Genomic DNA, 20,177 nt, shown 5'->3' with positions numbered 1-20,177 from the left:
TTCCAGGACGGGGCAGGCTCAGGACATACCGGCAACAATGAGCGGCTTGATGCAGTTATCCAGCTTCGCGGAGAACATGTGGTAACCCTCTGCGATGTGCTCCAGGGGAACACGGTGGGTCACGATGTCGCTGGGCTTCAGGTATCCGTTCCGGATGTGCTCGAACAACCGCGGCCACTGGCGCTTCACCGGGCACTGGTTCATCCGCAGCGTCAGGCCCTTGTTGACCGCGTCGCCGAACTTTACGGCACTGAAGATCGGTCCGTACGCACCCACCACGGACACCGTCCCGCCTTTGCGGACCGAGTCGATGGCCCAGTTCAAGGCCACCGGAGAACCTCCCTGCAGCTTCAGCTTGGTGCCGGTCACGTGCTGCAGGAAGTTGCCGTCCGCTTCGGCCCCCACAGCGTCGATCACGACGTCGGCACCCAGGTAGTCGGTGGTCTTCTTCAGGTGCACCACAATGTCGTCGTACTCGCCGAAGTTGTATGTTTCGGCATGCGCGAACGTGCGGGCCTTTTCCAGCCGGTAGTCCAGGTGGTCAACCACGATGACCCGTCCGGCGCCCATCAGCCAGGAGGACTTGGCGGCGAACAGGCCCACCGGCCCGGCGCCGAGCACCACCACGGTGTCCCCTTCCACGATGTCGCCCAGCTGGGCGCCGAAGTAGCCTGTGGGCAGCGCGTCGGTGAGCAGGACGGCGTCCTCTTCGTCCATCCAGTCGGGGATCTTTGAAGGCCCCACGTCCGCGAAGGGGACCCGCACGAATTGCGCCTGGCCGCCGTCGTAACCCCCGCAGGTGTGGGAGTAGCCGTAGATGCCGCCCACCGCCGTCGCGTTCGGATTCACGTTGTGGCAGTTGGAGTAGAGGCCGCGGGAGCAGAAGTAGCAGGAGCCGCAGTACACGTTGAACGGAACCATCACGCGGTCCCCGACGGACAGGTTCTGAACGGACGGGCCCACCTCGTGCACCCTGCCCACGAACTCGTGCCCGAACGTCATGCCCACCCGGGTGTCCGGCATCATGCCGTGGTAGAGGTGCAGGTCCGAGCCGCAGATGGCGCCGGTGCTGACCCGCACAATGGCATCGTTGGGGTGCTCGATCTTCGGAATGTCCTTTTCCTCGACCCGCACTTTGTACGGGCCGCGGTAAACCATTGCTAGCACTGGTGCCACCTCAATCTTGGCCGGGAGTGGGAAGGCGCCGTGCAGGAGCCGCCCCTTTGCTCGAGGTCCCACCGCAGTGCCTCACACGCTTCCATCTCCGGCAGGCGTGGTCAAGGGCACACCTTTAGGGGGTTGCGGCGGTTAGGGCGTACGACGGCGGGTAGGGACTAAGTGGACAGGGCGCCTACGGGCGCGCCGGACAACAGGGGGAGCCGCATCATGGCACGCAAGATACCTGCCACAACCACGGGCGCCTCCAGGCCACCTGCTGCCGCGCCGGGCTTCCTGTTCGGCATGGGCGTGGGCGGCTTCGTGGACGGGATTGTCCTGCACCAGTTGCTGCAGTGGCACCACATGCTCACCCATACAGAGGACGGCAATCCCAGAACCGTGGCCGGGCTGGAGCTGAACACGTTCGCGGACGGGCTCTTCCACAGCGCCATGTGGCTGCTGGTGGTGGCAGCCGCCGTCCTGGCCATCCGGGCCCACAGGCAGCGGCGGCTCTCCGCGGGCTGGCGGTTCCATGTGGGTCTGGTGCTCGCCGGCTGGGGCGTGTTCAACGTGGTGGAGGGCCTGGTGAACCACCAGCTGCTCGGCATTCACCACGTCCGCGACGACCTCGGCGGCCCGCTGGCGTGGGACTTGGGGTTCCTTGGCCTGAGCGTGGTGCTCGCCGCCGTCGGGTTGTTTCTGTACCGGAAAGGCAAGCGACTGGAAAAACCAGAGGAGGTGGCACAGGATAGTAAGCATGCTGACTAAGTTCAGCATTCCTGGAACCGATTGGTTCCACCAATCGCAGCGAAGCTTGAGAGGACGTACTCGTGGTTTTCTTTCACAAGCAGGAACTTCAATACAAGGCCACCCCGGACAAGCCGGACGCGGTCTACGCCCGGAAGCTGCAGGAGGTGCTCGGCGGCCAGTACGGCGAGATCACCGTTGCCATGCAGTACTCGTTCCAGGCCTGGAACGCCCATATCCCCGGAAAGTACCGGGACATGCTTTTCGGTATCGGAGCCGAGGAATTCGGCCACGTGGAAATGCTGGCCACCATGATCGCGCAGCTGCTGGAGAAGGCCCCGCTCGGGATCACCGAGGACGCCGTCCAGTCGGATCCCACCATTGCCGCAGTTGTGGGCGGCACCGACATCCAGTCCGCCATTGTGGCAGGAGCCGGCGTCCGTCCCGTGGACAGCATGGGCAACCCCTGGCAGGGCAGCTACATCACCGCCAGCGGAAACCTGCTTGCCGACTTCTGGGCCAACGCCAATGCCGAGATGCAGGGCCGGCTCCAGGTGGCCCGGCTGTACCACATGACCGATGACCACGGCATCCGGGACATGCTTTCGTTCCTGCTGGCGCGCGACACCATGCACCAGAACCAGTGGGTTGCCGCCGCGAAGGAACTGCAGGAGGAAGGCGCCGAGAACTTCCCGGTGCCCAGCAACTTCCCCCTGAACAAGGAGATGCGGGACGTCGCCTACGAGTACCGTAACTTCTCCGATGGCCAGGCCGCGGCCGAAGGAACTTGGGCCAAGGGTCCCACGCCGGACGGCCTGGGCGAATTCACCTATGTCGCGGAGCCGCCGGCCGGCGTGCCCATGCCGCCGCCCACGCACCCGGACTCGCGCTTCTACGGCACCACAGAGCTGCCCAACACCATGGAAAAGATGGCGGGCACCATCCAGGACAAGCTCCACAAGGAGTAGCGCCCCGGGACGCAAATAAGCCTGCGACACCCAAAACCGCCGGCGCTGCCACATATCGGCAGCGCCGGCGGTTTTGCGTATCGGGAGATAATCCTTGCGTCGGGAACATGGCGACGGCGGCACCCGCCAGGGTGCCGCCGTCGAGCCTTCCGTGGTTACTCGTTGGGGTTCGGGGAGCGCACATCCTTCTCGCCGATGTCCGCCGCACCCAGCACGTCCGCCGCGGGGCCGTGCGCCGGCGGATGCATCCGAACGCTCAGCTCGGGATGGTGCAGGTCAAGGGCCGGCCGTTCCGAGCGGATCCGCGGCAGGGAGGTAAAGTTGTGGCGCGGCGGCGGGCAGGACGTGGCCCACTCCAGCGAGGCGCCGAAGCCCCAGGGATCGTCCACGGTCACCTTCTTGCCCTTCCGCCAGGTGATGTACACGTTCCACCAGAAGGGTATGAGGGAGGCGCCCAGCAGGAAGGAACCGATGGTGGAGAACTGGTTCATCGCCGTGAAGTTGTCCTCCGGCATGTAGTCTGCGTACCGGCGGGGCATGCCCAGGACGCCCAGCCAGTGCTGGATCAGGAACGTGGCGTGGAAGCCCACGAAAAGCATCCAGAACTGGATCTTGCCCAGGCGCTCGTTGAGCATGGTCCCAGTGAACTTTGGCCACCAGAAATAGAACCCGGCGAACATCGCGAACACCACGGTTCCGAAGACCACGTAATGGAAGTGCGCTACCACGAAGTAGGAGTCGGAGACATGGAAATCGAGCGGCGGGGAGGCCAGGATGATGCCGGTCAGGCCGCCGAACAGGAAGGTCGCCAGGAACCCGATGCTCCATAGCATCGGGGTCTCGAAAGTGACCGAGCCACCCCACATGGTGCCGATCCAGTTGAAGAATTTCACGCCGGTGGGTACCGCGATGAGCATGGTCATGAAGGCAAAGAACGGAAGGAATACGGCGCCCGTCACATACATGTGGTGCGCCCACACGGTCACGGAGAGAGCGCCGATGGCGATGGTGGCATACACGATGCCCTTGTAGCCGAACAGCGGCTTGCGGCTGAAGACCGGGAAGATCTCGGACACGATGCCGAAGAACGGCAATGCAATGATGTACACCTCAGGGTGGCCGAAGAACCAGAACAGGTGCTGCCAGAGAATGGCACCGCCATGCGCCGGATCAAATATGTGTGCCCCGAACTTCCGGTCCGCACCGAGGGCAAACAGTGCCGCGGCCAGCGGCGGGAAGGCCATCAGCACCAGGATGCCGGTGATCAGGGTGTTCCAGGTGAAGATCGGCATGCGCCACATGGTCAGACCGGGCGCCCGCATGCAGATGATGGTGGTAATGAAGTTGACCGAGCCCAGGATGGTGCCGAAGCCGGACAAGGCAAGACCGAACACCCACAGGTCGCCACCGATGCCTGGACTGAACGTAGTGTTTGACAGCGGAGCGTAGGCAAACCAGCCGAACGACGCGGCGCCCTGGGGGGTGATGAAGCCCGCAGTTGCGATAGTGGAGCCGAACAGGAAGAACCAGAAGGCCAGCGCGTTCAGCCGCGGAAAGGCCACGTCGGGGGCACCGATCTGTAGCGGCATGATCACGTTGGCGAACCCTGCGAAGAGCGGAGTGGCGAACATCAGCAGCATCACCGTGCCGTGCATTGTGAACAGCTGGTTGTACTGCTCCTTCGTCTGCAGGAGCTGCATCCCCGGCTGGAACAGTTCGGCACGGATCAGCAGCGCCATCACGCCGGCCAGGGTGAAGAACACGAAGGACGCGATCAGGTACATGTACCCGATGGTTTTGTGGTCAGTGGAGGTAAGCCAGCTGACCACCATGCTGCCTTTGGGGCGTCGGACGGTGGAGGGGGCCGCAGTGTCGGATGTAATGCCCGTGTTCTGGGTGGTGGTCATTACGGTTCCGTCCTTTCCTGCGCCGGCTCAAGGAACGGGCGCGCGGGGTTCTTGTCGTACTGGTCGCCCAAAATCCCAGTGTTGCCGCGGGCGCGGAGGTCGGCGATGTGGCTGTCGTATTCCTGCTGGGTCACCACCCGGACGTTGAAGAGCATCTCCGAATGGTATTCGCCACAAAGTTCGGCGCACTTGCCGGTGAAGGTGCCGGTGCGGTTGGGCGTGATGTTGATGTAACGGTTGTACTGGTTCTCGCCGGGGTACATGTCCCGCTTCTGCAGGAACTCAACCACCCAGAACGAGTGTTGGACGTCCCTCGAGTTGACCTGGATTTCCACTTTCTTTCCCACCGGCAGGTACAGGGTGGGAAGCCGTTCCGGGGCACCCCAGTCACCGGTCAGGTGGGCCTGCACGCCAGGATCCTCGTGCACGTCTTCCTTGACATAGTTGAAGTCCCAGGACCACTGCTTGCCCCGTACGTCGATCACCACGTCAGGGTTGGGGTCGCGGGCGTCGATGGCCCGCTGGTCCCGGTCGGTGAACACGAACAGGACGCCGACGATCATGAGCGGCACGGACAGGTAGAACACTTCCATCGGCAGGTTGTAGCTCATCTGCGCCGGGAAACCGACCGTGTTCTTCCTCCGCCGGTAGGCCACGATTACCCAGATCATCAATCCCCACGTGATGACGCCGACGATGACAGCCGCAATCCAGGAGTTCACCCATAGATCCGTGATGAGGACCGTATTGTCCGTGGTATCCCGCTCGCCGGGCAGGAAGCCCCGCTGGACTTCCGCGCTGCACGATGTCAGCGCGGCCATGGTTCCGAGGCCGGCCAGCAGGGCAGCTATTCGCCGCCCCGCATGTTTGCTTCGTGGTTCAGTACTCACTGGTGTCCCTCCAGTATGCATGATTGCACCAGAGGCCCAACTGCATGAGCCGCACCTCCGGCTTCTGTCCGGGCGGTCGTGTGCCAACCCTAGCGCGGGGGGAGACACCGTGGGAAGAGCTCGTCCATTGCTCTTCGGAAATGGCGCTCCCGGATGAACTGATGGTGTGAATCACGACGGCGGCTCGCCGGGGATGAAGCGCAGCGAAAAGTTGTTGAGCGTCCCCGGCAGGGGACGCTCCGGGGAAAGCCGGCCCGCGTCCTGCAGGGTGAAGTCCGCACCCCGCAGGAGGTTGGATAGCAGGGCACTGGTACACAGCAGGACAAGGTGGCGCCCTGGACAGCTCGCAGGTCCGGCGCTGAACGGGACCACTCCCCAGTCCTCCTGGCCGTCCCCGCGGAGCCAGAGTGCGGGATCAAACCGATCCGCCAGGGGCAGCCGGCGGGTATCGCGGTGGAAATAGGGGACGTAGATCAGCACCCCGCACTTGGCCGGCATGGTTCCCGCGTCCCAGACGGTCTCGCGGGTGGTTTGGCGCAGGATCATCGGCGTGGTGGGCCACAGCCGTACCGATTCCAGGACGGTAGCCCGCAGGAACGGCAGGCGGCGGCCACCCGACCTGTCACTGGCGATCTCCTCGAGCGCCAGCCGGGCTTCGTTCCGGTGGGTGGCCAGGAGCGCCAGGGCGCGGAACGCGGCGAACCCTGACGTTTCGAACGCGAACAGCCACTGCGGCACCTGGTCCCGCGGGGCGTCCGGGTCTGATTCATCCCGGCCGCGCATGACGGCGGCCAGGGAGCCGGGTGCTGCAGTGTCGATCCGTTCCTGCACCCGCCCGAGGAACGCCTCCCGGACCTGCCGGCGCTTCGGTTTGAGCGCGGACCAGTTGGCGTCCTTCCGGAGCCGGGTGAGCATCTCCGTCAGCTCAGTGTCGTCGCGGGCGGCGTCGCCGAAGATGATGCGGCGGACCGCCCGTTGCCAGGCCGGGTTGAACACGTCCCAGTCCAGCACCCCCTTGCTGCGGGCGCCCTGCATCATTGCTTCGGCTTCCTCACGAATGATTGGCAGTAAGGAGTCCGCCAGCCGGTGCACCGGGCTGGCGGTATCCAGTGCCTGCTCCTGCAAGGCGCGCCGGGCTGTCCGTTCGGCACCCGTGGACACCAGCACGTAGCGGGGCTCGAAGTGTGCCAGCGCGGCACGTTTTTCGCTGCTGGCGGGGGAGAAGGGGTCGGGCGACTGGGACAACACGGCATGCAGGTGGCCCGGACGCAGCACCAATGCCTGGTTCCGCAGCGGCAGCCGGAGGAGCAGCAGCCCGCCCGGGTATTTCCGGTCAAGCTTCTGCATCCTGCGCACCGCCCGCCGGTCGAGGCCCAGCCGCTCGGCCAGGCCCTCCACCCTGGGACGCCGGATCAGGGGGCCCTTTGCCGCCGTCGGAATAAAGACGTCCGCCAGGAAGCCCAAGCTGTCGGCAACGCTGGCCCTGGGAAGTGCGCCGGAGGGGCTCATGAATTCCTTCCTTGCTTGCTGTTGGACGCCATGATTCTTGTCCTACCCCGCCCACGCCAACCCAACCCTCGCGCCAGGAGTTTTTGGGCATAAGAAGGCTTCCGAGGCTGGAGGCCTTCATATCTGCCCCAAACCCGCCGCGGGGAGGATAAGGAGGGGCGTAGGCTGGGAGGCGTAGGCCGAAAGCTATTTTGGAGGAGCCAGGCAGATGGTGGAGCAGGGCACCGACCGGGACGACCGGCTGAACGCGCGGCTCCTGGACCTGCTGCTCGAGATTCGGGATCCGGGCGTGTTCCTGGAGGAGCTGGCAGTCCTTGCCGCCGCCGCTTACTCCGGCGCCGGACTCCGCGTGGGATGCGGACTGACACTTATGCGCCGAAAGAAGCCATCCGCCGTTGCCGGCAGTGATTCCGCCGCCGCTGCCCTGGACCAGCTTCAGGAGAGGTGCCACGGAGGACCCTCCCGTCTCGCCCTGCGGACAGGACAAACGGCAGACGTTCCGGACGTGGGCATGGAGGCAAGGTGGCCGCTCTTCACCGATGCTGCCCGCCGGCATGGAGTCGCTGCCATCCTCGCTGTCCCGCTTGAGCTGGCTGACGGCGCCCAGGGAGTAATGACGCTGTATGCCGGCCAGCCGAATGCTTTTGCCGGTGACCGCGGTATCGCAGCCTTCGCCGTCCACGCCGGGAAGGCGTTGCGTGTGGTGCTGCACGCCGCCGAGCTGGAGCAGGCGCAAAGTGACATGGCAGCCGCGATGCAGTCACGCACCGCCATCGACGTGGCTACGGGCGTACTGATGGCCGAGAACCGCTGCAGCCAGGATAAGGCGTTCGACATCATGCGGCGGGCATCCAACAACCGGAACCTCAAGCTGCGGGACCTCGCCCGGCAGATCACGGGTGCGGTATCGGCCGGAGGCGAGGTCACGGCGCATTTCGACGCCTAGCGCCGGCACCACATGGCGCCCGGCATCGCTCGGGCACCGGGCATACAGCCTTAGCCGGGCATACAGCCTTACAGGACAGGACTTCCACTCAGGGCAGGCAGCCCGGCGGCAGATCATCCGGGCCGGCACCGGAACAGATCTCTTTCACGGCCATGGCCAGCAGATCCCGTTCAGTGGCGGGCAGGGACAGGACGCCCTCCACGTAGGCCTGGACCTCGTACTCGCCGGCCGCGCCGCTCATGCTGAAATACTGCAACCAGAGCTCGCCGATGGTGATGTCGGCGGCCTCCATGACGTCCTTGAGCCGGCTGCGCTGTTCCGGCTCGCCCGCCTCGAAGCCCATTGAGGCCACTCCTCACAGTGTTGGCGGCGCGGTGGCTTATGCCACCTCCCGCGACTGCCGGTCACCCCGGCAGTGCGGTGTCCGGAATCTCCATCTGGAAGCCGCACGTGCACCTGAGTACGCGGGTGGCCAGGTAAACGCTCAAGGTCTCCGGCATGGGCCGGTTGTTATAGGCACCCTGGATGCTCCGCAGTTCCTCACCCGCGGTGCCCATGGGCTGTCCGCAGTGCATATAGTGTCCGCCGGACACCAGCACACCCGGTGTGCCTGTGCGGCTGTGAACGCGGGACATCAGGCTACGGCGGGGTAGCTGGCCAGGATGTAGTCGGCCGCCGCAGGACCGCACATGTGCAGGTGGCAGTCGTTGACATCCACCCCGCACCGGTGCATCCCGGCCCGAAACGCCTGGTCCGATCTCACACGCACATGATGGAGTTCGGCCCAGCTCACGTAAAGGCCGTAGAGGCTGTCAGCGTCCAGGGTGGACTCACTGGAGGGGTCTGCCACGGTTGATTGGTTGAGAAACTGTTGAAAATGCGATGTCGCCACGTCAGCAATCTTTCGCGCCTGCTTGACGCTGCCGTTGGACTACAGCAGCTGCTCCTCGGTGGCCTTTGCAGAGGAGGCCGGGAGGACGGGCCATGATTCCCGTCACATCTTCGAATGTACCCGGGGTGGTGGCGGTTGTACAGCGGGGTAACTTACTGCCGCGGCGGCTGCCCGGTGGACCAACGTGCCCGGGCGGAAGGGCGGGTAGGGGGGATCTGCCGGGGCAGCAAAACACCCCGGGCGTTCCGCCCGGGGTGCCCGCAGTTCCGAGGACGGTCAGGCGTGTGAGTAAGTAAGGCAGTCGGCGTTGTCCCGGCCGGGGCCGACGTGCACCTCGGGCGCCTTGCACATCAGGTGGTCGTTATGGACGCATTCGCTGCGCTGGCAGGCTCCAACATCCGCGAGCACCTTGGGCAGCCCGCCGTGCATGCCCGTCTCGATAAACGTGGCGCAGTGCGCGTGGTTTTCGGCTCCGCCCACGGTGATGGCGGCAGCGTTGCAGTTGGTGTGGTCGTTAAAGGAACAGTTCGTTACGCTGCAGTCTGCGACGTGCGAGGTCATTGGAAAGTCCTCCTTGGCCGGCCACCCCGGATAGGCGGCTCCGTGAAACCCACCGTAGACCCGCAGAGGCCCTTTAAAAAGACCCAATTGTGTTGCCTAATTTCCCGGTTCGTGGAACAAGGCCTAGCACAAAAAAGGGGTAGCGCAAGATCTTCCCACGAAATTATAAGCGTGCTTATCATGTAGTTCTTTATCGGCGGCAAGCAGTGCCCGCCAGCACATCGCCGCGGACCGGAACGGACGCGGCACGGCTGAAAGGCACCCATGCATCTTGTCCAGGCGGAGTACCCCACCCCCAACCACGTGCTTGTCCATGTCAGCGATCCGCATTTTGTCGCTGAGGGGCTGCTGTACGGGGAGACGGACCCGCAGCTTGGCCTGGTGGAAGTCCTGGACGCCATTGAAACCAGCCGGCTGGACGCTGATGCCATCATCTTCGCCGGGGACCTGACGGACAAGGGCGCCGAAGAGGCCTACCGCCGGCTCAGGAGCATCTGTGACGCGTATGCGGACCGGATGGGGACCCGGATCATTTGGGCCATGGGCAACCACGATGACCGCGTCAACTTCCAGCGCCTGATGCTGGACGAGGAGCCGCGGCCCGGGCCTGTTAATCGCCGCTATGACCTGGGCGGGCTGCGGGTGCTGGTACTGGACTCCTCAATCCCCGGCTTCCACCACGGTGAAATTGGCGGCGACCAGTTGCGCTGGCTGGAGGGGGAGCTGGAAACCCCGGCCGACGACGGCACCCTCCTGGTGGTCCACCATCCGCCGGTACCGCCGGTCCAGGACCTCGCGGTGCTTTCGGAGCTCCGGAACCAGGAGCCCCTGGCCCGGGTCCTGGAGGGCAGCGACGTGATCGGCATCCTCTCCGGCCATACGCACTGTTCCACCTTCTCGGGCTTCGCAGGCATCCCCGTGGTGGTGGCCTCCTCCACCAGCTACACGCAGGAGCTCGCCCTGCCCGCAGGCCAGATGCAGGGCCGCGACGGTGCACGCTCCTTCAACCTAATCCGGATCCACGGCCGCACCCTCGTCTCGGCCGTGGTGCCCGTGGGGACCTATCGAAGTTTCGGCACCCCTGTCACAGCCGAAGAGACCCGGCAGCGGCTTGCGGCCGCCGTCGTTATTCCTGACCACACCATCCCTGACCAAGCCGCCAACCACACAGGAGGCACCCTCAGCGGCCGCATATAGCAGCCGCTTCCCCAGTAGTGAAAGGACCAGCCATGGATCTGCAGCCACCTTCTTTCCCGCCCGGAACCGGCGATGCCCGGCGCCCGGAGGACAAGTCCCGCCGACGAAATGCAGCCGTTATCCTAGCCGGCGGAGTCGGGGCCCGCATGGGCCTGGATATCCCCAAACAGTTCGTCCCCATAGCAGGACGGACCAGTCTTGAGCACACGGTGGAACTCTTCCAGTCCTGCGAGCTGGTGGACCAGATTATTGTCATGATGGCGCCGGGATACATCCCCAAAGCCAGCGAGCTGCTGCTGGAAAAGCACGGGCACGGCAAGATCACCGCGATCCTCCCGGGCGGCGCGGACCGCAGCGAGACGTCCCGGCTGGCCTTGGACGCCATCACGGACAAGGACGCCAACGTCATTTTCCACGACGCCGTCCGGCCGCTGCTCGACCCGGACATCATCGGCGCCTGCATCCGTGCGCTGGATGTGTATGGCGCCGTGGACACCGCCATTCCCTCCGCGGACACCATCATCGAGGTGGACGAGGACAATTTCATCCGGGCAGTACCGCCGCGGGCCAAGCTCCGCCGGGGCCAGACCCCGCAGGCGTTCCGCATGCCGGTAATCGCGAATGCCTACGAGCGGGCCGTGCAGGATCCCGACTTCACGGCCACGGACGACTGCTCCGTGGTGCTCAAATACTGCCCCGACGTCCCCATTTTCGTGGTGGACGGCGACGACGCCAACATCAAGATCACCCAACCCATCGACATCCACATCGCGGACAAGTTGTTCCAGCTGAAGCACAAAACCGCGCTTCCGGGCGGCAGCACCGAGGGGCTCCGCAGCAAGGTCGTGGTGGTGTTCGGTGCGAGCTCGGGCATTGGCCTGGAACTGGTGCAGCAGCTGGAAGCGGAAGGCGCTGTGGTCGTCGGGCAAAGCCGAACCGGCAGCGGCACATTTGTGGAGGACCGGCACTGCGTGGTGCAGGCGTTGGCCGATGCCGCCGCAAGGTACGGCCGGGTGGACCACGTAATCCTTACGGCAGGGGTGCTGAGCGTCGGACCGCTGGCCCAACTCACAGACGAGCAGTTGCACCACGACGTGGACGTGAACCTCACTGCGGCCTTCATTGTGGCCCAGGAATCGCAACGGTACCTGGCCGAGAGCAAGGGATCGCTTACCCTGTTTGCCTCCAGCTCCTACACGCGCGGCCGGGCGAACTACACCGTCTATTCCGCCACTAAGGCCGCAATCGTGAATCTCACCCAGGCACTGGCTGACGAGTGGAGCGCGGACGGAATACGCGTGAACTGCATCAGCCCCAGCCGGACGGCCACGCCCATGCGGACGCGGGCCTTCGGCGAGGAGGATGAGGGATCACTGCTGCCGGCCGCCGCGGTTGCCGGAGCGAGTATCCAGGTGCTGGCATCGGCCATGACAGGACAGGTGGTGGATGTGCGGCTTCCCTACACGGACCCGAGCAACGATTCCCATCTGGTGCCGTCGCCATGACGCAGGACCTGGAAACACAGGGCACTGCAGCAGGCAGCACACACAGCATCTCCGCGGACCGGTCCGCCCTCACACTGGACGGGCCGCCGGTCCCCGCGGACGCCACGCTGTCCGTCCTGCTGAACGGGCGCCGGATCTGGAGCCTTCGCGCCGGCGACCACCTCATGGCCGACAGGGGCGGCAGGTGGACCGTCACATGGCCCCCGGCTTTGGCGGGGCGCCTCACCGGCTGGGCCGAGCTCACCGTCCTGCAGGACGGCAGCGCACTGGCCCCGGCGGCGGCAGTCGCCTTTGACGCCTCACCCGCCCGGTTCTCGCTCGAGGAGCCGGGCACCGGGATGCCTCAGATCGTCAACAAATGGGGGCGGATCGCCCGCAATTTCGAGGGGCAGCGGTCGCACCTGGTAGACGAGGCGCTGGACGAGGCCTGTGCGCTGGTGGACTGGGCGAGAGGGTACGGTCTGGAGTTGTTCGTCACCGGGGGCACACTGCTGGGCCCGGTGCGGGACGGGCGCATCATGCCCGGCGATGATGACGTGGACCTTGCCTACCTGAGCCGGCACCAGAACCCGTCAGACGTCGTGCTGGAGGGGTTCGCGCTGGAGCGGGCCCTGCACGGCCAGGGCTATGAAACTGTCCGGCACTCCGCCGGGCATCTCCAGCTGCTCTTCCCGGGCGAGGCCGGCACGGACCGGTTCTACCTGGACATCTTCACCTACTTCAATGCCGGAGGCTGGTTCCACGGCACATTCCATGCGCGCGAGCGCAGCGAAAAGGTGCCAATCCTCCCGCTGCGGACGCTTGCCATCAACGGCCGGACGCTCCCCGCGCCCGCCGACCCGGAAGCCATGCTCGCGGCCATCTACGGCCCCGGCTGGAGCACCCCGGACCCCGCGTTCCGGTTCGTCACGCCGCCGGCCGCCCGCCGCCGGTATGACACCTGGCTGGGGAACCTTGACGGCGACCGTGAAAACTGGGAGGACCACCACCGCACGCTGCTCGCCCAAGGGCAGCCTGGCCGGTCCTCGCCCTGGGCACAGCAGTTGGCCCGGGAGCTTCCCAACGGTTCCCGGATCCTGGAGCTGGGCTCCGGACTCGGAGCCGACGCCCGGCATCTGGCCGGGCAGGGACACCATGTGGTGGCGGTGGACTACAGCCGCCCCGCCATCGAATTCCTGCACAGCTTCCGCGCGGATACCGGCGGCTCCCTGCGGGCAGAGCGGGTCAACCTGAACAATCCGCGCGAGGTGGTGCCGCTGGCCAGGTTGGCGAACGACGGCGGCGGGCCCCTTCACGTGTATGCGCGCCTGCTCCTGGACTCGCTCAGCGAACAGGGCCAGGAGAACGCACTGACGCTGCTGGGGCATCTGTTGCGGAACCAGAGGGCACCGGCAGCCGCGTACCTGGAGTTTGCAGCCGAACCCGCTCCGCCGCCGTTTCCCGGCTGCCGTTTCCACCACGACGTGAGCCCGTTGGTGCTGGAGCAGGCGCTCGCGGACCTTGGCCTGGAAGCCGTCAATGTTCCACCCCTGACCCCGCGCCCTGAAGAGGGCGCGGCAAAAACTTGTCGACTGAGAGTGAGGGCCCTGCCATGAATGACCCCTTGATCGAGCCCCTGACCGAAGCCGTCAATGAGACGCTGGACCCGCTGGAGGAGCTCAACCTCAGGCTGGCGGTGGCTGCAACGGACATCGCCGAACTGCGGGCCGAGGTGGCCCGGCTGGACCGGGACCTGGACGAATCCCGGCGGCTGAACCTGCGCGCCGCCGAGCTGCTGGACCTGGTGTATGAGCACTTGTCTGGAGCCCCGGGGCCGGGAACCGCAGCACCGGAAGTTGAGGCGTCTGAAATCCCGCAGCGCGGAGCCGGCACGTGAGCGCCGGATGGGCCTTCGAACCGGACCGCCCCATCGAAATCATCGGCGCCTTCGAGAGCACCTATCTGCCGCGGCATGACACGGACATCTTTGAGTCCACAGCCCATGATGTGCACTGGAAACAGGATCTGGGCCTGCTGACGGAGGCAGGAGTCCAGCGCCTGCGCTACCCGGTCCGCTGGCACCGGGTGGAGGAGGAAGAAGGGGTTTTCGACTGGGCTGATACGGACAAGGTCCTGCACCATCTACGGGATCGCGGCTTCCGGCCCATCGTGGACCTGGTCCACCACACCAGTTACCCCCGCTGGCTGGAGGGCGGATTCGCGGACCCGCGCTTCCGTGACGCCTACCTGAGGTACACGGAGGAGTTTGCCCGGCGCTACCCCTGGGTGCAGGAGTACACGCTGTTCAATGAGCCCTTCTCCACGCTCTTCCTTTCCGGCCACGAGGGCATCTGGCCCCCGTACCAAAAGGGCCTGGACAACTTCGTGGCGCAGATCCTCAACGTGCTGCCGGCCATGGCGGAGGCCAGCCGTGCCTATGCGGACCTGCTGCCCGGCGCCCGGCACGTCTGGGTGGACACCTGCGAACACCACACCGGCTCGGGGGCAGCCGGCAGCGCCTACGCCCGGATGGCCAACGAGCGCAGGTTCCTGGTGCTGGACAGCTTCCTGGGGAAGGGATACGACCCTGAGGGGCCCGTGGCGGGGCTGCTCGCGGAGGCAGGGGGAGAGGGCCTGCAGGACCTGGAGCCGGGGCGGATCGACGTCCTGGGGCTGGACTACTACGCCCACTGCCAGTGGCATTTCGATGACAAGGGCGGCGCGCCCAACACCCCGCATCCGCTGCCCCTTGCCCAGCAAATCTACCTGTACTGGGACCGCTACCGGCTGCCGTGCATGATCACGGAAACCAACATCCGCGGAAGGACATCGGACCGGGCCACCTGGTTCAAGTACGTCCTGGAACAGTGCGAACGCGCCCGGCAGATGGGTGTCCCGCTTGAGGGCCTGTGCTGGTTCCCGGTCATCGACTCCACGGACTGGGACTCGCTGCTGTACCGCAGTGACGGGCACATTGACCCCGTAGGGGTGTATTGGCTGGACTCCGAGCTGGCCCGGCAGCGGTCCGTGATGTCCGAGTCCTACGCCAAGGCCGCGGCCGGCATGCCCTCAAGGGACCTGCCCGCCTACACGCTCGGCGAACCTGTGGCCACCTGGCTTCGGGGCTACCAGCCGCAGATGCAGCACTGGACCTGGGAACAGGCTCCTGACACTGACCAGGGCCACAGCCTGCCCAACACGCAGACCCGAATGGAATTGAGGATTGTCAATGCAGAGTGAACTGATTGTCTTGTCGCACCTCCGCTGGGACTGGGTCTGGCAGCGGCCCCAGCATCTTGTTTCCCGCCTGGGGTCCCGTTGTTCCACGTGGTATGTGGAGGAGCCCCTGACGCCCTCGCCGGATTTCACCGGTCGGAACCGCATCAACCATGCCACTGTGGACGGGTTGAACCGCGCCTGGCTGGAGATCCCGGAGCAGGGCCACCACGTTGGATTTTTCGACGACGTCCTGCCGGACTACATCGAACAGCTTCCCGCGCTGCTCGGTGTGCCCGCGCAGGAACGCGTGGTGTGGCTGTACACGCCGCTGGCCCTGGAACTGGCCCTCGCGCTGAGGCCAACCACCCTCGTCTACGACGTGATGGACGATCTCGCCGCCTTCAAGGACGCTCCGCCGGAACTGGTGGTGCGTCAGCGGCAGGCGCTGCGCCAGGCAGATGTCGTCTTCGCCGGCGGGCGCTCGCTGCACCGCTCCATGGTGCGGCAGGGCCGAAAGGACGCCTTGCTGTTTCCCAGCGGCGTGGAACCGGAGCACTACAGGTTCGCATCGGCGTCGGCCCGGGTCCCCGGCCAGCGTCCCGCGGCCGGTTACGTCGGCGTCCTGGACGAGCGGCTGGACCTTGGGCTGGTAGCGGACCTGGCCAGGGCCTTGCCCGAGTGGGACATCAAGATGTACGGGCCGGTGGCCAAGATCGACCCGGCCAGCCTGCCGCAGGCGCCGAACATCAGCTATCACGGTTACACCTGCTACTCCGACCTGCCCGAGGCGATGGCCGGCCTGGACGTGGCGCTGATGCCGTTTGCCCTCAACGAGGCCACCCGGTCCATCAGCCCCACCAAAACCCTTGAGTACCTGGCGGCGGGCCTGCCCGTGGTTTCCACCCGCGTGCCGGATGTAGTGGCGGATTTCCCGGGCATCGTTCACTTGCGGGACGACGCCGCCGGTTTTGCCGCGCTGTGCCGCCGGCTGGGCCAGCGGGACCCGTCACGCGGGCCGAAGGCGAACACGCGGGAGCTGCTGAAGAAGTACCACTGGGATGCCATCGCCGAGCGGATGTCCGAGTCGGTGTTCACCGCCGCCTTCCGGCAGCCTGATCCGTCCGAAGCCACCGCGTAAGCGCAGACAGGGGTGCAAACGCTTGTACCAACCGCGAGGATCCCGGTAGCGTGAAACAAGTAAGTTTACTTATCAATAGGGCTGGTCAATGCCCGGCCCTCAACCACTAAGGGGCGAGGCCATGACCGAAGCCAGCGCAGGCGCAATCCTGGATGGGTGGCCGGACGAATCAAGGGAAGCGGCACAATTTGTGCTGGACAAGTACGGTGAGCCGGACGAGGCTACCCCCAGTTCGCTGGTGTGGTTCAACGCCGGCGAATGGAAGCGGGTGGTGGCCACCAGGGAGTTTTACGAACACAACTTCCCGGCACCCCATATCGACTCGGTGGAGAGTGTCATTGACTACGCCGTGCCGCCGGAACACGCAACGTCGCTGGCGGAGTTCGACGGCAGCGTCATCGTCGAACGCACTGCCGGTGAAGTTTCCGCGCGCTGCCATGATGAGGAAGCCAACCGGCTCGCCCTGAACCTCATGCATGACATTGTCACCGGGGAAAAGGATGTGGAGCAGGCCCGTGCCTACTACGCGGAAGAGTTCGCAGGCTACCGGAAGAAGGAGCCCACCCCCTACATGGAGAAACTGCGGTTCTCCCCGCAGAGCGGCACCGCAGACCCTGACCAGCGGGTCCTCTCGGACCAGGACCTGGAGCAGGCGGCCGAGGAAGGGGAGCGCAAAGAGCAGGCGTGAACGCTGACGGCCCAAACCCCACAGCAGAAGGCAAAGGAGAACAAGACATGACCCATATACAATCCATGCTCGAGGCGCATCCCAAAGACCTAAGCGATATCGACGTTGGCAAGCTTGCCGAGTGCATCAGCGCCTGCTTTGAATGTGCCCAGGCCTGTACCGGTTGCGCTGACGCCTGCCTCGGTGAGGACATGGTGGCGGACCTTGCCACGTGCATCCGCACCGACCTGGACTGCGCGGATATTTGCATCGCCACAGGAAAGGTTCTGTCCCGGCGTACGGGGGATAACGCAGACGTTACCCGTGCCCTGCTGCAAGCCTGCCGCGACGCCTGCAAAGCCTGCGCCGAAGAGTGCGAACAGCACGCTGACATGCATGACCACTGCCGCGTCTGCGCAGAAGCGTGCCGGCGCTGCGAGCGGGCATGCGACGCCCTGCTTACCACAACCAAGTAAGGAGTACACACGATGTCTGACGCAATCCAGCACAACGTTCCGGAGCACAAGGACCTGCCGCTGCCGGACTACGACCACCTGCCCGTCGGGACCCTGCCCTCGCGCATCTCCGGCCTGGGGGAGGCTGACGTGGCGCAGCTGATCAGTTACGAGAAAGCGCACGGAAACCGGCTGCCTATCCTGCAAATTTTGGAGAAGCGGCTGCACGACCTGCAGGGCGGCGCCGTTCCGCGCGGACCGGAGGCCCCCAGCACACCGGAGGTCAGCACCAGCCAGGCGGACACGCCCCAGTCGGCCCAGGTGCCGGGCCCGCCCATCAACCCGCCGTCCCACGGCACTCCCACCAACCCGGCCCAGCCGCGCTAGCGCCGGAAGGGAGCGGATTTGGACAAGCACGACGCCGGCGCGGACCTGCATGCCTATGTCCGCTCCCAGCGGCTCGGGATTGAGCGGCAGCTGGCGGAGTGGGTCCGCGTCCCGGGTGTGATGGGCGACCCCGCCTATACCCGGGCCCTGCTCCGCTCCGCCAACTGGCTGGCCGGCGCCTTCCGTTAAATCGGCTTCCCCGTGGTTGAGGTGCGGCCGTCAACCTGAAGTTCCTCATCGAGGGCGAGGAGGAGGGCGGCTCCCCGAACCTCGCGAAACTCATGGAGGAGCAGGCGGAAAGGCTCCAGGCCGACGCCGTGCTATTCTCTGACACCCTGCTGTGGCGCGAGGACCATCCGGCCCTCTGTGTGACCCTGCGCGGCATGATGAGCGCCAAGCTGGAGATGTTCGGGCCGGAGCGGGACGTCCACAGCGGCGCGGTGTCCGGCAACGCGCCCAACCTCGCGTTCGAGCTCAGCCGCCTGCTGCCGCAGCTGCACGACGAAGACGGCAGAATCGCCATCCCCGGCTTCTACGACGAGCCGGCCCCGGATGACCTGCGGCAGGCGCTCGCGGACCTTCCCTACAGCGACGAGGATTGGCTTGTACGGTCCGAAAGCGGTGCCATTACCGGAGAGGAGGGGTACACCGTGTTGGAGCGGTTGTGGCTGCGGCCCACCGTGCCCGCCGTTGCCTCGGCGGACCTGAGTTTCCAGACCGTCCCCGGCCAGCGGATGGAGAAGGTGGCTGAGCTGCTGGCGCAGTGGATGGACGCGAACGTCGGCGGCGCCTTCCGGCACAAGCTGGTCCCGGACCTTGAAACAGTGCAGGACGCGTACCGCACGTCGGACCATCCCGCTGTCGCCGCGCTGGCACGGGCCACGGCTCGGGGCTTCAGCGCCGGCGCCGTGGGCAGGATGGGCAACGCCGGCGGCGGTCCGGCCGAGCTGCTGGCCCGGACCCTGGATGCGCCGGTGCTGTTTTTCGGCAGGGGGCTTGTGGAGGACCACTGGCATGACAGCGACGAAAGCGTCAGCCTGGACGTCCTGATGAACGGCGCCGTGACCCTCGCCGGCTTTTGGAATGAACTTGCAAGATGCAATGGACAAAGGACGACGACGATGGACACCTCCCGCAATGACAGGACAGGCGGCGTAGGTACAGGCACTCCGGTCACGGGCAGGTACGGCGGTGGCCCGGAGGCGCAGCTTCCGGGCGTGCGGACGTTTGGGGTCGAGGAGGAGTTGCTCCTGGTGCGCGGCCATCACCGAGGAGTACGGGATCATCGCCCGCGAGCAACTGACGTGCGGCTGCCACATCCACGTCTCCATCGAGTCGCAGGAGGAGGGCGTGGCGGTCCTGGACCGGATCCGGAACTGGCTGCCGGTGCTCATCGCACTCAGCGCCAACTCGCCGTTCTGGCACGGCGAGGACACCGGCTACGCCAGCTACCGGTCGCAGGTGTGGAACCGGTGGCCCACCTCCGGCCCGCTGGACATTCTGGGGACGCTAGAGGCGTACCACCAGCTGGTGCACGACATGGTGAGCACCGGCGTCGCGCTGGACGAAGGGATGGTGTACTTCGACGCCCGGCTGTCCCGGCACTATCCGACTGTGGAAATCCGGCTGGCGGACGTGTGCCTGCGGCCGGAAAACACGGTGCTGCTGGCGGGCATTGCCCGGGGGCTGGTGGAAACGGCCGGGCGGGAGTGGCGTGCCGGCGTCGAACCCGTGGCGGTGCCCACCGGCCTGCTCCGCCTGGCGTGCTGGAAGGCGGGCCGCTGGGGTTTGCGCGGGGAGCTGCTGGATCCGGCAACAAGCCGGCCGGTGCCGGCCCTCGCCGTGGTCAATGCGCTGCTGGAGCATATCCTGGGCGCGCTGGAGGACAGCGGCGACCTGCAGCGGGTGGAGGAGCTGACCGACGAACTGCTGCGCACCGGTACCGGAGCCGTCCGGCAGCTTGAGGTGCTGCACCGCACGGGGGACCTGGAGGACGTGGTGGACGACGCGGCCAATTGCACGGCCCAGGTCCCTGCCGCGGAGAACTAGCTG

At 65.8% G+C, this 20,177-nt stretch carries 22 protein-coding genes and 1 pseudogene; 15 read left to right on the top strand and 8 right to left on the bottom strand.

Features of this window, described 5'->3' with window-relative positions; genetic code table 11:
* Positions 1 to 18 precede the first annotated feature (18 nt).
* The gene (locus ACLH0K_RS14100) at positions 19 to 1,167 is read right to left on the bottom strand and encodes a zinc-dependent alcohol dehydrogenase (protein ID WP_411374179.1); all 1,149 of its coding nucleotides are present in this window, start codon (positions 1,165 to 1,167) and stop codon (positions 19 to 21) included.
* Between the two features lie 219 nt (positions 1,168 to 1,386).
* Between ACLH0K_RS14100 and ACLH0K_RS14095 the strand changes: the two genes are divergently transcribed.
* Positions 1,387 to 1,926: a DUF2243 domain-containing protein gene (locus ACLH0K_RS14095; protein ID WP_411374178.1), complete on the top strand. Its 540-nt coding sequence runs from the start codon at positions 1,387 to 1,389 to the stop codon at positions 1,924 to 1,926.
* Positions 1,927 to 1,988: 62 nt separating this feature from the next.
* Positions 1,989 to 2,873 (top strand): manganese catalase family protein, encoded by an 885-nt coding sequence (locus ACLH0K_RS14090; RefSeq protein WP_411374177.1) that lies wholly within the window; start codon positions 1,989 to 1,991, stop codon positions 2,871 to 2,873.
* A 155-nt stretch (positions 2,874 to 3,028) separates the two neighbouring features.
* On the opposite strand, the gene ctaD is transcribed toward ACLH0K_RS14090, so the two are convergent.
* The 3 genes from ctaD to ACLH0K_RS14075 all read right to left on the bottom strand — a co-directional run bounded on the left by ctaD (position 3,029) and on the right by ACLH0K_RS14075 (position 7,179).
* Positions 3,029 to 4,780: a cytochrome c oxidase subunit I gene (gene ctaD / locus ACLH0K_RS14085; protein ID WP_411374176.1), complete on the bottom strand. Its 1,752-nt coding sequence runs from the start codon at positions 4,778 to 4,780 to the stop codon at positions 3,029 to 3,031.
* Positions 4,780 to 5,670 carry a cytochrome c oxidase subunit II gene (gene coxB, locus ACLH0K_RS14080; RefSeq protein ID WP_411374175.1) on the bottom strand — a complete coding sequence of 297 codons (891 nt, stop codon included), beginning with the start codon at positions 5,668 to 5,670 and terminating at the stop codon, positions 4,780 to 4,782. Before coxB ends, ctaD begins: the two co-directional genes overlap by 1 nt.
* Positions 5,671 to 5,841: 171 nt before the next feature.
* On the bottom strand, positions 5,842 to 7,179 hold the full coding sequence (locus ACLH0K_RS14075; RefSeq protein ID WP_411374174.1) for a cytochrome P450: 1,338 nt from the start codon (positions 7,177 to 7,179) through the stop codon (positions 5,842 to 5,844).
* A gap of 208 nt (positions 7,180 to 7,387) precedes the next feature.
* On the opposite strand from ACLH0K_RS14075, the gene ACLH0K_RS14070 reads away from it, so the two are divergent.
* Entirely contained in the window at positions 7,388 to 8,125 is a 738-nt protein-coding gene (locus ACLH0K_RS14070) for an ANTAR domain-containing protein (RefSeq protein WP_411374173.1), read from the top strand.
* A gap of 88 nt (positions 8,126 to 8,213) precedes the next feature.
* Here ACLH0K_RS14070 and ACLH0K_RS14065 read toward each other — a convergent pair whose 3' ends face one another.
* From ACLH0K_RS14065 to ACLH0K_RS14050, 4 genes are all read right to left on the bottom strand, one after another.
* Positions 8,214 to 8,468: a hypothetical protein gene (locus tag ACLH0K_RS14065; protein ID WP_411376483.1), complete on the bottom strand. Its 255-nt coding sequence runs from the start codon at positions 8,466 to 8,468 to the stop codon at positions 8,214 to 8,216.
* A gap of 61 nt (positions 8,469 to 8,529) precedes the next feature.
* A complete protein-coding gene (locus ACLH0K_RS14060) occupies positions 8,530 to 8,682 on the bottom strand; it encodes a hypothetical protein (protein ID WP_411374172.1) in 153 nt (50 codons plus the stop codon).
* A 77-nt stretch (positions 8,683 to 8,759) separates the two neighbouring features.
* Positions 8,760 to 8,975: a hypothetical protein gene (locus tag ACLH0K_RS14055; protein ID WP_411374171.1), complete on the bottom strand. Its 216-nt coding sequence runs from the start codon at positions 8,973 to 8,975 to the stop codon at positions 8,760 to 8,762.
* A gap of 318 nt (positions 8,976 to 9,293) precedes the next feature.
* Positions 9,294 to 9,578 carry a DUF1540 domain-containing protein gene (locus ACLH0K_RS14050; RefSeq protein ID WP_411374170.1) on the bottom strand — a complete coding sequence of 95 codons (285 nt, stop codon included), beginning with the start codon at positions 9,576 to 9,578 and terminating at the stop codon, positions 9,294 to 9,296.
* A gap of 264 nt (positions 9,579 to 9,842) precedes the next feature.
* Here ACLH0K_RS14050 and ACLH0K_RS14045 point away from each other — a divergent pair, with 264 nt between their 5' ends.
* The 12 genes and pseudogenes from ACLH0K_RS14045 to ACLH0K_RS13990 all read left to right on the top strand — a co-directional run bounded on the left by ACLH0K_RS14045 (position 9,843) and on the right by ACLH0K_RS13990 (position 20,174).
* Positions 9,843 to 10,775 (top strand): metallophosphoesterase, encoded by a 933-nt coding sequence (locus ACLH0K_RS14045; protein WP_411374169.1) that lies wholly within the window; start codon positions 9,843 to 9,845, stop codon positions 10,773 to 10,775.
* A gap of 32 nt (positions 10,776 to 10,807) precedes the next feature.
* Positions 10,808 to 12,280 carry an SDR family NAD(P)-dependent oxidoreductase gene (locus tag ACLH0K_RS14040; RefSeq protein WP_411374168.1) on the top strand — a complete coding sequence of 491 codons (1,473 nt, stop codon included), beginning with the start codon at positions 10,808 to 10,810 and terminating at the stop codon, positions 12,278 to 12,280.
* Positions 12,277 to 13,875, top strand: a complete 1,599-nt coding sequence (locus tag ACLH0K_RS14035; protein WP_411374167.1) for a LicD family protein — start codon at positions 12,277 to 12,279, stop codon at positions 13,873 to 13,875. Before ACLH0K_RS14040 ends, ACLH0K_RS14035 begins: the two co-directional genes overlap by 4 nt.
* Entirely contained in the window at positions 13,872 to 14,156 is a 285-nt protein-coding gene (locus tag ACLH0K_RS14030) for a DUF6752 domain-containing protein (RefSeq protein WP_411374166.1), read from the top strand. Before ACLH0K_RS14035 ends, ACLH0K_RS14030 begins: the two co-directional genes overlap by 4 nt.
* On the top strand, positions 14,153 to 15,499 hold the full coding sequence (locus ACLH0K_RS14025) for a family 1 glycosylhydrolase (RefSeq protein WP_411374165.1): 1,347 nt from the start codon (positions 14,153 to 14,155) through the stop codon (positions 15,497 to 15,499). The genes ACLH0K_RS14030 and ACLH0K_RS14025 overlap by 4 nt, the downstream gene beginning before the upstream one ends.
* Entirely contained in the window at positions 15,489 to 16,616 is a 1,128-nt protein-coding gene (locus tag ACLH0K_RS14020) for a glycosyltransferase (protein WP_411374164.1), read from the top strand. Before ACLH0K_RS14025 ends, ACLH0K_RS14020 begins: the two co-directional genes overlap by 11 nt.
* Positions 16,617 to 16,737: 121 nt before the next feature.
* Positions 16,738 to 17,304 carry a hypothetical protein gene (locus tag ACLH0K_RS14015; RefSeq protein ID WP_411374163.1) on the top strand — a complete coding sequence of 189 codons (567 nt, stop codon included), beginning with the start codon at positions 16,738 to 16,740 and terminating at the stop codon, positions 17,302 to 17,304.
* Positions 17,305 to 17,351: 47 nt separating this feature from the next.
* A complete protein-coding gene (locus ACLH0K_RS14010; RefSeq protein ID WP_411374162.1) occupies positions 17,352 to 17,759 on the top strand; it encodes a four-helix bundle copper-binding protein in 408 nt (135 codons plus the stop codon).
* Between the two features lie 12 nt (positions 17,760 to 17,771).
* Positions 17,772 to 18,125, top strand: coding sequence for a hypothetical protein (locus ACLH0K_RS14005; RefSeq protein WP_411374161.1), 354 nt, complete (start codon positions 17,772 to 17,774; stop codon positions 18,123 to 18,125).
* An 18-nt stretch (positions 18,126 to 18,143) separates the two neighbouring features.
* Positions 18,144 to 18,314, top strand: coding sequence for a hypothetical protein (locus ACLH0K_RS14000; RefSeq protein WP_411374160.1), 171 nt, complete (start codon positions 18,144 to 18,146; stop codon positions 18,312 to 18,314).
* Between the two features lie 35 nt (positions 18,315 to 18,349).
* Positions 18,350 to 19,147, top strand: a pseudogene (locus ACLH0K_RS13995) (peptidase dimerization domain-containing protein); the annotation flags it as partial.
* 169 nt (positions 19,148 to 19,316) lie between these two features.
* Positions 19,317 to 20,174, top strand: coding sequence for a glutamate--cysteine ligase (locus tag ACLH0K_RS13990; protein WP_411374159.1), 858 nt, complete (start codon positions 19,317 to 19,319; stop codon positions 20,172 to 20,174).
* Positions 20,175 to 20,177: the final 3 nt, after the last annotated feature.

The organism is Arthrobacter sp. MPF02 (assembly GCF_046605375.1).
Taxonomy (GTDB): domain Bacteria; phylum Actinomycetota; class Actinomycetes; order Actinomycetales; family Micrococcaceae; genus Arthrobacter.
This window is presented reverse-complemented; position numbering and strand designations above follow the sequence as displayed.

Excerpts from the sequence above, each read along its gene's own strand:
- ACLH0K_RS14070 (WP_411374173.1), top strand. The coding sequence starts at position 7,388 with ATGGTGGAGCAGGGCACCGACCGGGACGACCGGCTGAACGCGCGGCTC.
- ACLH0K_RS14045 (WP_411374169.1), top strand. The coding sequence starts at position 9,843 with ATGCATCTTGTCCAGGCGGAGTACCCCACCCCCAACCACGTGCTTGTC.
- ACLH0K_RS14030 (WP_411374166.1), top strand. The coding sequence starts at position 13,872 with ATGAATGACCCCTTGATCGAGCCCCTGACCGAAGCCGTCAATGAGACG.
- ACLH0K_RS14075 (WP_411374174.1), bottom strand. The coding sequence starts at position 7,179 with ATGAGCCCCTCCGGCGCACTTCCCAGGGCCAGCGTTGCCGACAGCTTG.
- ACLH0K_RS14040 (WP_411374168.1), top strand. The coding sequence starts at position 10,808 with ATGGATCTGCAGCCACCTTCTTTCCCGCCCGGAACCGGCGATGCCCGG.
- ACLH0K_RS14065 (WP_411376483.1), bottom strand. The coding sequence starts at position 8,468 with ATGGGCTTCGAGGCGGGCGAGCCGGAACAGCGCAGCCGGCTCAAGGAC.
- ACLH0K_RS14005 (WP_411374161.1), top strand. The coding sequence starts at position 17,772 with ATGTCTGACGCAATCCAGCACAACGTTCCGGAGCACAAGGACCTGCCG.
- ACLH0K_RS14010 (WP_411374162.1), top strand. The coding sequence starts at position 17,352 with ATGACCCATATACAATCCATGCTCGAGGCGCATCCCAAAGACCTAAGC.
- ctaD (WP_411374176.1), bottom strand. The coding sequence starts at position 4,780 with ATGACCACCACCCAGAACACGGGCATTACATCCGACACTGCGGCCCCC.
- ACLH0K_RS14060 (WP_411374172.1), bottom strand. The coding sequence starts at position 8,682 with ATGGGCACCGCGGGTGAGGAACTGCGGAGCATCCAGGGTGCCTATAAC.
- ACLH0K_RS14035 (WP_411374167.1), top strand. The coding sequence starts at position 12,277 with ATGACGCAGGACCTGGAAACACAGGGCACTGCAGCAGGCAGCACACAC.
- ACLH0K_RS14050 (WP_411374170.1), bottom strand. The coding sequence starts at position 9,578 with ATGACCTCGCACGTCGCAGACTGCAGCGTAACGAACTGTTCCTTTAAC.
- ACLH0K_RS14020 (WP_411374164.1), top strand. The coding sequence starts at position 15,489 with ATGCAGAGTGAACTGATTGTCTTGTCGCACCTCCGCTGGGACTGGGTC.
- ACLH0K_RS14015 (WP_411374163.1), top strand. The coding sequence starts at position 16,738 with ATGACCGAAGCCAGCGCAGGCGCAATCCTGGATGGGTGGCCGGACGAA.
- ACLH0K_RS14095 (WP_411374178.1), top strand. The coding sequence starts at position 1,387 with ATGGCACGCAAGATACCTGCCACAACCACGGGCGCCTCCAGGCCACCT.